Origin of the sequence: uncultured Caballeronia sp., assembly GCF_964243625.1 — a bacterium.
Taxonomy (GTDB): Bacteria; Pseudomonadota; Gammaproteobacteria; order Burkholderiales; family Burkholderiaceae; genus Caballeronia.
Window position 1 is genome coordinate 1 of the sequence record NZ_CAXTGZ010000148.1, and the last position, 12,249, is coordinate 12,249.

The 12,249-nt window shown below is 61.7% G+C and carries 12 protein-coding genes and 1 pseudogene; 1 reads left to right on the top strand and 12 read right to left on the bottom strand.

What is annotated here, in order from left to right:
* From ACFFAR_RS12545 to ACFFAR_RS12595, 11 genes are all read right to left on the bottom strand, one after another.
* Positions 1-183 (bottom strand): hypothetical protein (locus ACFFAR_RS12545; RefSeq protein WP_174364565.1); only part of this gene is annotated, 183 nt, incomplete at its 3' end.
* A gap of 21 nt (positions 184-204) precedes the next feature.
* On the bottom strand, positions 205-1,191 hold the full coding sequence (coxB, locus tag ACFFAR_RS12550) for a cytochrome c oxidase subunit II (protein WP_174364566.1): 987 nt from the start codon (positions 1,189-1,191) through the stop codon (positions 205-207).
* Positions 1,192-1,295: 104 nt separating this feature from the next.
* Positions 1,296-2,399 carry an acetate/propionate family kinase gene (locus ACFFAR_RS12555; RefSeq protein ID WP_174364567.1) on the bottom strand — a complete coding sequence of 368 codons (1,104 nt, stop codon included), beginning with the start codon at positions 2,397-2,399 and terminating at the stop codon, positions 1,296-1,298.
* Positions 2,400-2,403: 4 nt separating this feature from the next.
* Positions 2,404-4,791, bottom strand: coding sequence for a phosphoketolase (locus ACFFAR_RS12560; protein ID WP_375507949.1), 2,388 nt, complete (start codon positions 4,789-4,791; stop codon positions 2,404-2,406).
* Positions 4,792-4,962: 171 nt separating this feature from the next.
* Positions 4,963-5,460, bottom strand: coding sequence for a hypothetical protein (locus tag ACFFAR_RS12565; RefSeq protein ID WP_174365646.1), 498 nt, complete (start codon positions 5,458-5,460; stop codon positions 4,963-4,965).
* Positions 5,460-6,755: a PQQ-dependent sugar dehydrogenase gene (locus ACFFAR_RS12570; protein ID WP_375507950.1), complete on the bottom strand. Its 1,296-nt coding sequence runs from the start codon at positions 6,753-6,755 to the stop codon at positions 5,460-5,462. Before ACFFAR_RS12570 ends, ACFFAR_RS12565 begins: the two co-directional genes overlap by 1 nt.
* Positions 6,756-6,789: 34 nt before the next feature.
* Complete coding sequence (locus ACFFAR_RS12575) at positions 6,790-6,957, bottom strand: hypothetical protein (protein WP_174364163.1); 168 nt, start codon at positions 6,955-6,957, stop codon at positions 6,790-6,792.
* Positions 6,958-7,036: 79 nt separating this feature from the next.
* Positions 7,037-7,390, bottom strand: a complete 354-nt coding sequence (locus tag ACFFAR_RS12580; RefSeq protein WP_174364162.1) for a DUF3175 domain-containing protein — start codon at positions 7,388-7,390, stop codon at positions 7,037-7,039.
* 12 nt (positions 7,391-7,402) lie between these two features.
* Positions 7,403-8,020, bottom strand: coding sequence for a UdgX family uracil-DNA binding protein (locus ACFFAR_RS12585; RefSeq protein WP_375507951.1), 618 nt, complete (start codon positions 8,018-8,020; stop codon positions 7,403-7,405).
* A 7-nt stretch (positions 8,021-8,027) separates the two neighbouring features.
* Positions 8,028-9,569 carry an FAD-dependent oxidoreductase gene (locus ACFFAR_RS12590; protein ID WP_174364161.1) on the bottom strand — a complete coding sequence of 514 codons (1,542 nt, stop codon included), beginning with the start codon at positions 9,567-9,569 and terminating at the stop codon, positions 8,028-8,030.
* 89 nt (positions 9,570-9,658) lie between these two features.
* The gene (locus tag ACFFAR_RS12595) at positions 9,659-10,579 is read right to left on the bottom strand and encodes a LysR substrate-binding domain-containing protein (protein ID WP_174364160.1); all 921 of its coding nucleotides are present in this window, start codon (positions 10,577-10,579) and stop codon (positions 9,659-9,661) included.
* A 109-nt stretch (positions 10,580-10,688) separates the two neighbouring features.
* On the opposite strand from ACFFAR_RS12595, the gene ACFFAR_RS12600 reads away from it, so the two are divergent.
* Complete coding sequence (locus ACFFAR_RS12600; RefSeq protein WP_174364159.1) at positions 10,689-11,945, top strand: MFS transporter; 1,257 nt, start codon at positions 10,689-10,691, stop codon at positions 11,943-11,945.
* A 20-nt stretch (positions 11,946-11,965) separates the two neighbouring features.
* Here the strand turns inward: ACFFAR_RS12600 and ACFFAR_RS12605 are convergent.
* Positions 11,966-12,249: pseudogene (locus ACFFAR_RS12605) on the bottom strand (hypothetical protein); the annotation flags it as partial.

Below are 12,249 nucleotides of genomic sequence, written 5' to 3' on the forward strand. Positions count from 1 at the left end.
CAGGAAGATGAACGCAGTCACGAGATAGCGCAGGCCGATGCTTTTATGATCGACCGTCGATATCCATCCGCGCCAGCCCGGCGCCGTTTCCCATATCCCGGCGAGGCGTTTTTCGCGCGCGCTTCCCTCGGGCACGCGGCCGTATTCGGGGACACGCGCATCGGACGATGACAGTTCGCTCATGAAAGCGTCGCTCCTCTCTACCTATTTCAGTGTCGCGAGATACGCGGCGAGGTTCGCCGCTTCGTCGCGTCTCAACGCAATGCTCGGCATCAGCGAGTCAGGCTTGATGCGTTGCGCGCCCGTGATCCAGGCAAGCTGATTCCCTGCAGTATTCGTCAGCGTGCCCGCGGCTATGAGCCGGCGCGAGTCGAGATGGGTAAGGTCGGGCGCTTGCGCGCCTTGTGCGTCCGAGCCACGGATTGCATGACAGCCCGCGCATTTGTCGAGGAAGAGAGTCTTGCCGGCGGCGACGCTCAGATTGTTCGATGAAGCCGGCACCTGGGCTTGCTCCGCGCTCCACGCAGCAAAATCCGCGCGGCTTTCTGCGACGACTTCAAAAGCCATGTGTGCGTGCTGCGCGCCGCAAAACTGCGAACATTGCCCGCGATACACCCCGGGCGCATCGGCCTGGATCCATTGCTCGTTGGTCTGGCCAGGTATCGCCTGAGTCTTGCCCGCAAGTTTCGGAACCCAGAACGTATGGATCACGTCTGCGCTTTTCAGCTTGATGCGTACGGGCTCGCCGGCGGGAATGTGGATCTCGTTGGCGGTGACGAAACGCAGCGTCGGATCGGCGGCGTCGTCGTAGGCGACTTTCCACCACCAGTCGTAGGCGGTCACGGTGATCGTCAAAGCAGGAGTTTCTGCGGGCGATGCAACCCGGTTGAGCGTGACAAGTGCGTAGACCAGCATCGCGACGAGCACAGGCACGGAAAGCGCCACGCCGATCACGATCCATCGCAAGCCGCTGTTGCCCTGGACCAGTTGATCGAGCGGTGCGTCGGGACGGCGCCGGAAGATTGCGACAGCAAGCAAGCCGCCGACGATCACGCAGACCGCCACGCAAATTGTCGTGAAGATCCAGTCCAGAGTGAGGGTAGGCGCTGCAGCCGGCCCGGCCGCGTGAAGAAAATAGTTCAGCGGCGCGCTGTCGCCCGCGTGCGCTGACTCCGCCGCCGTCAACGGCATGTTGGTTTGCGGCTAGTGCGCGGTGAGGGGTGGCGGTGTGGCATCGATTGCTCCGGCTCGGTCGACACTGGATCGATCAAGCCGTGAGCAATCCACGTACCCTACTAAACACTTTCAGTCAGGAGCGTTCGGCAATGACGGGCGATCTGCCGCTCTTCCTGCGTCTCGATGAAATCGAACTGGACGTCGAGGAACTCGAGTCCCTGGCAAATGCGTTCGCGTATGGCGTCGGCATGTTCGCCGATACCGCCCGTGAACACGACCCGGTCCAGGCCACCCATCAATGCCGCATACGCGCCGATTGTCTTGCGCACCGCCGTGCAAAAGATATCGATGGCAAGTTCCGCGTCCGCGTCGGTGCGTTTCAGAAGGGACTGCATGTCGTCGTTCGAGTCGGAAAGACCCTTGAGGCCGCTCTCCTTGTTGATCAGTTGTTCGAGTGCGTCGGCATCCATGCCGCCGGTTCGCATCAGATAGACGAACACACCGGGATCGAGATCGCCGGTGCGCGTCGCCATGGGGATACCGCCGGTAGGCGTCAGGCCCATGGTGGTATCGATTGAATGGCCGTTGTGGATCGCGCAAAGACTTGCACCGCTGCCCAGGTGCGCGACCACGAGCCGCTCGGGGAGATCGTTGCCGAGGCTCGCCACGATCGATTCGTACGACAACCCGTGAAAGCCGTAGCGCACCACGCCTTCGCCGGCGAAGTGCTTGGGCAAGCTCAGATGCGTGGCGCGTGCCGGCATGGTCTGGTGGAACGCGGTATCGAGACAGGCGTAGTGCGGCACGTCCCGGAAAATGTCCTGTGCCTGCTCGAGCAGCGCGAGCGATTGCGGCAAATGCAAAGGTGCGAACTGCACCGCGTCGCGAAGGGTTTGCTTAACCTTCTCCGTGATCAGCGCGTGCGTTCTCAAATGCGGGCCGCCATGCACGATACGATGACCGACGCCCGCCAGCGGCTGGTCGAGATGCTCGTGCAAGGCGTCGGCCATGCGTTGCAGCGCGTCGTGCTGCGACTCCATCACATGACTTTGCTGGACGTTGATGGAGCCGTCGAGCGAACGCATGGTCAACGACCCGTCGTCACGGCCAATGCCTTTTGCGCTTCCCGTCAGCCACGCTTTTTCGTCGCCGCTGTCGGGCGCATACACGCCGAACTTGAGCGACGACGATCCGCTGTTCAAGACCAGAATGTCCTGTGCCATGGCATCAGCCTTTCCACGCCCAGTTGCGGATTTCATCGCGATCGATGCCTTCCGCGTGCGCGTAGCCAATGCTCTCGTTGATCTGGTCCTTCAGCCAGTTCTTCGTATGCGCACCGGTATCGCGCAGGCGCGGCACACGATCGATTACATCGATACACAACGAAAAGCGGTCCACCTGGTTGATGATGGCGAGCTCGAACGGCGTATTGATGTTGCCGCGTTCACGATACCCGTGCACGTGCATGTTCTCGTGATTCGTGCGGTTGTACGTGAGCTTGTGGACCAGCGTCGGATACGAGTGAAAGTTGAAGATGACCGGTTTTTCGCGCGAAAAGATGGAATCGAAATCACGATTCGACAAGCCGTGCGGATGATCGGTATCGGGCATCAGGCGGAACAGGTCGACCACGTTGACAAAGCGGATCTTGAGATCGGGAAACCGCTCCTTCAGGATTTCGACGGCGGCCAATGACTCCATGGTCGCGATGTCGCCGGCGCACGCCATTACCACGTCAGGTTCACTGTTCTGATCCGTCGATGCCCAGTCCCAGATGCCAATGCCCTTCGCGCAATGCGCGAGCGCTGCTTCCGTGTCGAGGTATTGCAAGTGCGGTTGCTTGTCCGCGACGATCACGTTCACGTAGTCGCGCGAACGCAGGCAATGGTCCATCACACTCAGCAGACAGTTCGCGTCGGGCGGCAAATAGATGCGCACGACTTCGGGACTCTTGTTCGTGACGACATCGAGGAAACCCGGGTCCTGGTGTGTGAAACCGTTGTGATCCTGCCGCCAGACCAGCGACGTGATCAGCAGGTTCACCGAAGGCACGGGTGCGCGCCAGTCGAGCTCCAGCTTCGATTTCTCGAGCCACTTCGCGTGCTGGTTGAACATCGAATCGATCACATGCACGAACGCTTCGTAGGTCGCGAAAAGACCGTGACGTCCCGTCAGGACATACCCTTCGAACCAGCCTTCGAGCGTATGTTCGCTGAGCATTTCCATCACGCGGCCGTCGGTCGCCAAAGCGCCGCCGTCGCTGTCCTCAGGCTTGTACTCGGCAATCCAGCGCTTGCCCGATGCTTCGTACACGCCGTCGAGCTTGTTGCTCGCGGTTTCATCGGGGCCGAACAGCTTGAACGAATTCATGTTGCGCTTGATGACATCACGCAGCCATGTGGCGAGCACCGCCGTTGGCGATTGGTAGGTGCCGCCAGGGGCCTTGACCTTGAAGGCATAGTCGCGGATGTCCGGCAGGTCGAGTGAACGGCGCAGACGTCCGCCGTTCGCATGCGGATTCGCGCTGATGCGACGCTCGCCCTTCGGCGCCATCTCGCGCAGCTCTTCTATCAGGGTGCCGTTTTCATCGAAGAGCTCTTCGGGCTTGTAGCTGCGCATCCACGCTTCCACCAGTTTCAGACTCTTTGCGTTGGTCGCCGGATCGAGCACGGGCACCTGATGCGCGCGCCAGAAATCCTCGACCTTGTGACCATCGACTTCCTTCGGACCGGTCCAGCCCTTGGGCGAACGCAAGACGATCATTGGCCAGCGCGGGCGCGTGGTGTCGCCCGTCGAACGTGCATGCGCCTGAATCGCGCGAATCTCGCCGATGCACGTCTCAAGCGTCTGCGCCATCAGTTCGTGCATGGTCGCGGGGTCCGAGCCTGAGACAAAATGCGGCTTGTATCCGTAACCCGTCATCAGCGCTTCGAGCTCTTCCTGCGGAATGCGCGCGAGGATGGTCGGGTTCGCGATCTTGTAGCCGTTCAGATGCAGGATCGGCAGTACCGCGCCGTCAACGACGGGATTCAGGAATTTGTTCGAATGCCATGACGTTGCAAGCGGTCCGGTTTCAGCTTCGCCGTCGCCGACCATCACAGCCACGATCAGATCCGGGTTATCGAAAGCCGCGCCGAAGCCATGCGAAAGGCTATAGCCCAGCTCGCCGCCTTCGTGGATCGATCCGGGCGTTTCGGGCGTGCAATGCGACCCGATTCCCCCCGGTGACGAAAACAACCTGAAGAGGCGCAGCATGCCGGTTTCATCCGCGCTGCGATCCGGATAGACCTCGGAGTAATACCCTTCCAGATACGAGTTCGACAACGTCGCCGGTGCGCCATGACCCGGACCCGAGACGAACATTACGTTCAGGTCATCCTTGATGATCAGCCGGTTCAAATGGACCCACGTGAAGGACTGGCCCGGGTCGGAGCCCCAGTGCCCGAGAAGTCGCCGTTTGATGTGTTCGGTTTGCAGCGGTTCGCGCAGCAACGGGTTGGCACGCAAATAAATCATGCCTACCGACAAGTAATTGCACGCGCGCCAATATGCATCGATCTTGCGTAATTCATCGGGGGAAAGGCGCGGGGAAGTGGAGGTTGCCTGTGTGTCCATGTCGTGTCCGTTGGTATCCATTGAAAGGAAGTTGCGGTGTCACTCTGGTTCGGCCGGGTCGTGCCTGGGCCGGGTCACTGATGCGGGTCGCTATCGATCTGGCACTTGCTATTGTGCCGCGTGTAGGGAGATTGCGTTGTAATTCCACCATGACATGAGTCAAGGACATTGCTATGACTTGCGGGCGCGGCCCGGTGGAGTGGCGTGAAAGAGGGGATTGAAACCGGGGGATGGTGCTGACTTTCGTGCGGTTTTCGCGGCTTTTTTGGCTCCGGCGCTGCCTTTGCGGCCGGCGCCTGCAAGCTGACTCATGAGTTCGTCGTCCGGTTCATCCTCGGGTTCGGTTTCGGGTGATTCCTCAGGTTCTTCTTTAGCGTCCCGCGCTGCGACGCTGCGGCCCCCGACGTGCTCGACCACCGCGAAGAACTCCTTCGATGGATTGCGGATCGCGCGCCCGGGCATCATCGTGATGGCGACAACTTCGTGCAGCGATCTTCCATCCACGCTCTTGCGTTCAGGCGCTGAATGCCAGTCGATCGCGCTGTTCGCAAAGCCCGCGATCACGCGTTCGAGAACGGCTGGCGACAGCACGCCGCCATCGTACAGGCTGATCAGCGTGGCTTCGGCCACGGCGAACAAACCATTTCCTGATGCAGCGCGCCGTGCCATCAGTTCCCGGCCGCGCTCTGCGCCGGCGTGACACGCCAGACGGAGTTGCCGACGTCATCGGCGACGAGCAAAGCGCCCGAGTGGTCGAGCGTGACGCCGACGGGGCGGCCCCGCGCATCGCCATCGGGCGATAGAAATCCGGTCAGGATATCTTCAGGCGCTCCCGATGGTTTGCCTTCTGAAAAAGGTACAAAAATGACTTTGTAACCGCTGCGAGGCTTGCGGTTCCACGAGCCATGCTGTCCTATGAACGCCCCGTTCCGGTACTTTTGCGGAAACAGCGTTGCATCGTAAAACGTGAGACCGAGCGACGCCGTGTGCGACCCGAGCGCGTAATCCGGAGGAATGGCTTTCGCAACCATTTCCGGGTTTTGCGGTTTCACGCGGGTATCGACATGCTGGCCATAGTAGCTATACGGGAAGCCATAAAAGGCGCCGTCTTTCACCGACGTCATGTAGTCGGGCACCAGGTCGTTACCCAGCTCGTCGCGCTCGTTGACCACGGTCCAGAGCGTGCCGCTTTCGGGATTCCACGACATGCCGTTGGGATTGCGCAAGCCCGATGCGAATATCCGCGACTTGCCTGTGGCCCGGTCGATCTCCACGATGGCCGCGCGGCCTTCTTCCGCCTCGATGCCGTTTTCGCCCGCATTGCTGTTCGAGCCGACGGTGGCATAGAGTAGTTTGCCGTCACGGCTTGCAATGAGGTTCTTGGTCCAGTGATGATCGATAGGACCGCCCGGCAGGTCGGTCAGCTTTTCACCCGGTCCGCTGATCGATGTATCGCCCGTGTGGTACTTGAAGTGCAAAACGGCGTCCGTGTTCGCAACGTAGAGATCGTCGCCGACCAGCACCATGCCGAACGGCGAGTGCAGCTTGTCGATGAAGACGCTTCGCATGTCGGCCACGCCGTCGCCCTTCGTATCGCGCAAGAGGGGGATGCGGTCCGGACTTGCAACGCCTGCTCCCGCGCGTTTTTGAAACTGCTTCGTGATCCACCCCTTGATGCCCGTGTCAGGATCGTGTTGCGCAGGCGTGTTGCTTTCTGCCACAAGCACATCGCCGTTGGGCAAGGTGGTAAGCCAGCGCGGATGATCGAGTCCTCTTGCAAATGCGTGTACCGCGAATCCCTGTGCCGCTGTGGGCATGGTGCCTTCGGGCCACGGATCAGCCGGCGCCACGTTGAGCGTGGGAAGGAGCGTAGTGTGAGGCGGCGGCAAAGTAGGGGACGGGCCGAAGCCGATCGATCCATCGGATGCGTCATTGGCGCACCCGGCCACCACACTAGTAAGCATTGCGATGCCGCAAAACGAAGCGCGAAGCATGTAATCACGCACCGCCGATCCCTTCCGTGACCTTGCCCGTGCCGTCGCATGTCGCGCATCTCTGCCCGTCCTTCTTGCCCGAACCGCTGCAAGCCGGGCAGATGTTTTCGCCGGTGCCCGGTGTGCCGGGGGCGGCTTCATCGCCGGGATTGAGATCGGTGTTCTCAGGCATGACATCTCCTTGGTGATTCATACAGTCGCAGCCGGCGGCTTTGCGGGTGCCGGCTACATACGACAGCAAGTAACGTTCCTCAAGGCTTGCGGCCGAACGCTTCGCGGAGTTTCTTCTTCGCGTTGTCGAGTACGGTTCGCCGCGACTTCGGCAAATTGCGCCCCGCGCGATTGATATAGAAATTCAGCATCGACATGGCCGACTGGAACGGTGTGCCCTTGCGCCGGTTGCTGCGCGTGGACGACTTCTTCAGCGAGTCCGCAATCTCCTGCGCATTGCCCTCCTTGAAGATGTCCCTCTTGATGTCCATCGCGTCGCTGGTTTCCATCACGTGACGCGACCAGCGTTTCGAACCCGATGGTTTCGGTTTTGCCCGAGCATGTTTCTGGCGCGTCGTGTTGCGTTTGCCTGCAGTTTTCGAAGCGGTTGCCATGCTGTGTCCTCCTTATTTGCTGTGCTCGCCGATCAGCCGATGCGCATGTTTCAACGCGTCCACGATCGCGCGAAATGCGGCTTCGCGCGTCCCGGCATCGGGCGCCCGAAGCGCATACGATGGATGAAACGTCGCAATCACCAGACGTCCGTCGTGCTCGATTGCTTGGCCCATCGATGCCTGAAGTTTTACGGTCGATTTCTGCAGGACCGACTTCAACGCGGTTGCGCCCAACGCAACGATCACCTTCGGATCAAGTTCCGCAAGCTCGCGTTCGATCCAGTAATGACATGCATCGACTTCGCGTTGCGCCGGTGTTTTATGCAGCCGGCGCTTGCCTCGTGGTTCCCATTTGAAATGCTTCACCGCGTTGGTCACGTAGACCTGCGAGCGTTGTACGCCGGCCTCCTGAAGCGCGTTGTCGAGCAGGGCGCCGGCCGGTCCCACGAATGGCTTGCCCTGCAGGTCCTCCTGATCGCCGGGCTGTTCGCCGACCATCATCAACGGTGCATGATGCGGACCGATGCCCGGCACTGCTTGCGTTGCGGCTTCCCACAGCATGCATCGGCGGCACTGGTCGAGCCGCTCCGGGTGCTGATCCGGAAACATGCCGATAGGCTTGGTTGCCATGATCGTCTCAGCTTTGGTTACCTGCAACGCTGCGGGCTTCATCGAGCGTGAGGGTTGCACGCATCGCTTCTGCGAGCTTTGCCGTCGGCGCTTCCCGATCGCACGCAACAATTGCCGCGACCTTGCCGTCCTTTATCAGATAAGCGATGAAAGCCTGCGAGTCGAGATCGCCGTCGATCAGGACATCGTCATGCTCGCTTGCGTGGCCAAGGTATTCGAAGCGCTTGCCGAAATGATAGGTCCAGAAATAAGGCACGCCGGTGTAGTGCTCGTCGCCACCGGCCATGTTCAGCGCGGCAACGCGTGCATGTTGCTGAGCGACGCGCCAGTGTTCTATGCGCAGGTCCGCATCAGAACGTGGCAGCGGAAACTGCGCGACGTCTCCGGCAGCGTACAGTCCGGGCGCGGCGCGCATGGCGCTGTCGACCTTGATGCCGCCGTCATGCGCGAGCGCAATGCCTTGCAGGAAGTCGGTCGCCGGCCTTACGCCTGTTCCTGCGATCACCACATCCGCCGGAATCGTCTCGCCGCCGTCAAGCTCGACAGCGTGAACGGCGTCGCCGCCAATCAACGCCTTCACCTTCGATTCCATCCGGAACCCGACGCCGTTCTTCTCGTGCAGCCGCTTGAACATCAGGCCGAGTTCATCGCCGAATTGCGTAGCGAGCGGGATCTTGCCGGGCGCGACCACGGTCACGTCGAGACCGCGTTTTTTAAGCGATGACGCCACCTCCAGCCCGATAAAACTCGCCCCCACGATGACCGCTTTTTTCGCGTCCTTGAGCGATGCGTCGAGCGTTGCAGCGTCGTCGCGTGAACGCAGCAAATGCACGCGGCTCAAGTTCGCGCCGGGAACGTCCATGGGTTTGGGAGTACCACCCGTGCAGATCAGCGCCGCGTCGTAATGCAGCGTGAGTTCGTTGGGCAGGTCGATGCGTTTATCGGCGGCATCGAGTTTGATGACCTGAGCTTCAATGCGCTCGATGCGCCGCTTCGTGGCGAAACCTTCGGGCAGTAGCGACGGAACTTCGCCGGGCGGCATATCGCCGGAGGCAACGAATTTGCTTAACGCCGTGCGGTCGTACGGCTCGCCGGACTCTGGCCCGATCAATACGATACGTCCGTGAAAGCCGCCTTCACGTAGCGCGGTGCATGCAGCAGCACCGGCCGCGCCCGCGCCGATGATCGCAAACATGCGTGTATCGGCGGATGGAAAACTCGCGGGCGGTTCCTCGGCTTGCGACGAAACCAGCACGTTGCCGTTTTCCACCGACACTGGGTAGCGTTTCAAGCCGATCAGCGCGGGCGGCTCGATCACGCGGCCATCGTCGATTGCGAACGTGCCCTTGTGCCAAGGACACACGATGCGCCCGTTGCACACGGCGCCTTCCTCGAGCGGCGCGCCGGCGTGCGGGCAGTCCGCCGAAAACGCGTGGACGTCGCCACCTTGCCGCACGAGGAGGATTGGGGTATCGGACAGCGTCACCCGTATGCCGTGGTCCTCGGGAATGTCGTCCAGCCGTGCTGCTTGCTGCATCGGACCTGCCATGTCGCGCTCCCGTCTGTCGTTCACGACGGTTCAGCAAAAAGCGGGCCGTCGGGACAAGGCGAAGGCGAAGGACAAGGCGCGAAGGGTGATCAGGCCGCCATGCGCTCGAACGATGCCGCCCCGCCGCGCACGGAATCGAGAATGATCGATGCAAGCCGTTCGACAGGCGGCGCAGATTTGATCGACGCCCGTATGAGCGACAGCGGCAATGACGGCAAATCGGGCAGCCCTGCGGCGTGTGCATCGAGCGCGCAAACCGACCTTGGCAAGCCGTATTGCGTCCGCACTGTCAGCCCGAGTCCCGCAGCGGCAGCGGCCCACAAACCGGACAGGCTCGGACTCGTGAACGCGACGCGCCAGCGGATGTTCATGCGATCGAGTTCTGCTGTCGCCGCGCTAAAAAAGAGGCACGCGCGATCGAACGCGACCAGCGGCAGCGGTTCATCGGCGGCCGGATTCCAGGGCAGGGTGGATGAACCGATCCAGCACATCCGCGGCTCGGCGATCAGCTCATGCTGGACGCCGGGCCGGGTTTCCCGCGCGGCCGACGACAGGTCGCCCCAAACCAGCGCGAGGTCGAGTTCGTTCGAATCGATACGCTCGAACAGTTCCGTATTGCGCGCCACGCGCGCTTCAATACGGACCTTCGGATGCGCGCGAGAAAACCGGCCGAGCACGTCGGGCAGCATGATCTCGCCGAAGTCCTCCTGCAGCCCGAGCCTGATCCATCCCTCCAGATCGGGGCCGCGCACGGCGACGGCCGCTTCGTCGTTGAGATCGACGAGGCGGCGCGCAAAGCGCAGCATGGTCTCGCCGGCGTCGGTCAACGCGAGGTTGCGGCCCGCCTTCTTGAACAACGGCGCGCCAGCCTGCTCTTCCAGCTTCCTGATCTGGGCACTGACGGCCGAAGTCGAACGCCCAATCCGGTCCGCCGCCTTCGCAAAGCTCCCAAGCTCCATGCCGACCACGAATGTGCGCAGCGACGCGATTTCGAAATTGGTTTGCGACATGTCGAACCGTCCTGTTTTGTCGAAGTGTTGGTTCGATATTACTTGATATTCAGGACCATCGCGGTGCGTCACACTGTGTGCATCGAAACTGAACGGATGCCATACAGCGATGCAAACTCAATGCGCAATTCCCTTGGCGGCAGGGGTGGGACGTGGTCTTGGCGCCTCCCATCGCTGGAAGGTGCTCGGCGTTGGCGTGGCGGCGAACGTCAGTTTTTCGGCGGCGATCGCGGGCATTCCGACCACGGCCGTCTGGTTGCGCGCGGATTATCACCTCGGCAACTCGGCGCTTGGACTGGCGCTCGGCGCGATGGGCCTGGGCGTGGCGATCTCCGAACTGCCATGGGGCGTGGCGACTGACCGGTGGGGCGACCGTCCGATCCTTCTCACCGGCCTGGCGACCGTGGCGGCTGCGTTCCTCGCGATGATGCTGTTCGTGGTGCCATCGGCGGCGTCGGTGCCTTCGTTGCTGTGGCTGGTGATATCGATGTGCGGCGTCGGTCTGCTCGGCGGCAGCGTCAACGGATCGAGCGGACGCGCGATCATGCGCTGGTTTCAGGAAGGCGAACGCGGCCTCGCGATGAGCATCCGCCAGACCGCCGTGCCGCTCGGCGGCGGCCTCGGCGCGCTGATCCTGCCGTGGCTTGCATCCACAGGCGGCTTCCGGCTCGTCTATGGCGTGCTGGCGGCCATGTGCACGGCCGCAGTGTGGCTTGCATGGCGCTGGCTTCATGAGCCACCTGAAACACCCGCGCCCGCAGTGTCCGCATCGAACGTTGCGGTTGCTGCAGCCGTCAGCCCGCTGCGTGACGCCATGATCTGGCGCGTGGTGCTGGGCATCGGCATCCTGTGCATTCCGCAGTTTGCCGTGCTCACGTTCGCCACGGTTTTCCTGCACGACTTCGCGCATGTCGGCCTGCCCGGCATCACGGCCACGATGGTCGCCGTCCAGCTCGGCGCAATGATCATGCGCGTCTGGAGCGGCCGGTTCACCGATAAACACGGCAACCGCCGCGCTTATACAAAAGTGTCGACGCTGATCGCGGTTGGTGCGTTCATCGTGCTCGCGGTAGGGACGGGGTATGGGTTATCCGAAGGCTGGCTGATTGGGTTTATCGTGTTCGCGGGGATTTGCGTATCGGCGTGGCATGGCGTGGCTTATACCGAACTCGCCACGCTCAGCGGGAAAGACCGTGCGGGAACCGCGCTTGGGATGACGAATACGGCCGTGTACGTGGGTTTGTTCGTCACGCCCTTGTCGATCCCGCATCTGCTCGCGGCGGGATCGTGGGGGGTGGTCTGGCTGGTCGCGGCTGCCTGTGCGCTGGTCGCGTATCCGTTGTTTCCAAAGCCGGGCAAAAGCTGAAACCCGTATGCGTTTGACCGCTAGAACCTCACGCCTATGCCCGCTTCGATCAAATCGGTATCGCGGTCGTAGCGCGTGACGACACGGTTCCATGTAAGCCGTGTGAGCCAGTATTTTCCCAGCCGATAACTCGCCGACATCGATATCAATCCGGAAACGCGGCCATCGCCCGTACGATTCCCGGGAAGGTTGTCGTTTTGCGTGACAGCGATGTATGGACCGGCGCCGACCGCGAGCGTAAAGCGGTCGTCGAAGAACCCGCGCGTTGCCCACAGTTGCAATGCAACGCCGTCGCGGCGGGGTT

Coding starts and splice junctions, on each gene's coding strand:
- coxB (WP_174364566.1), bottom strand. CDS start 1,191: ATGCCGTTGACGGCGGCGGAGTCAGCGCACGCGGGCGACAGCGCGCCG.
- ACFFAR_RS12555 (WP_174364567.1), bottom strand. CDS start 2,399: ATGGCACAGGACATTCTGGTCTTGAACAGCGGATCGTCGTCGCTCAAG.
- ACFFAR_RS12560 (WP_375507949.1), bottom strand. CDS start 4,791: ATGGACACACAGGCAACCTCCACTTCCCCGCGCCTTTCCCCCGATGAA.
- ACFFAR_RS12565 (WP_174365646.1), bottom strand. CDS start 5,460: ATGGCACGGCGCGCTGCATCAGGAAATGGTTTGTTCGCCGTGGCCGAA.
- ACFFAR_RS12570 (WP_375507950.1), bottom strand. CDS start 6,755: ATGCTTACTAGTGTGGTGGCCGGGTGCGCCAATGACGCATCCGATGGA.
- ACFFAR_RS12575 (WP_174364163.1), bottom strand. CDS start 6,957: ATGCCTGAGAACACCGATCTCAATCCCGGCGATGAAGCCGCCCCCGGC.
- ACFFAR_RS12580 (WP_174364162.1), bottom strand. CDS start 7,390: ATGGCAACCGCTTCGAAAACTGCAGGCAAACGCAACACGACGCGCCAG.
- ACFFAR_RS12585 (WP_375507951.1), bottom strand. CDS start 8,020: ATGGCAACCAAGCCTATCGGCATGTTTCCGGATCAGCACCCGGAGCGG.
- ACFFAR_RS12590 (WP_174364161.1), bottom strand. CDS start 9,569: ATGGCAGGTCCGATGCAGCAAGCAGCACGGCTGGACGACATTCCCGAG.
- ACFFAR_RS12595 (WP_174364160.1), bottom strand. CDS start 10,579: ATGTCGCAAACCAATTTCGAAATCGCGTCGCTGCGCACATTCGTGGTC.
- ACFFAR_RS12600 (WP_174364159.1), top strand. CDS start 10,689: ATGCAAACTCAATGCGCAATTCCCTTGGCGGCAGGGGTGGGACGTGGT.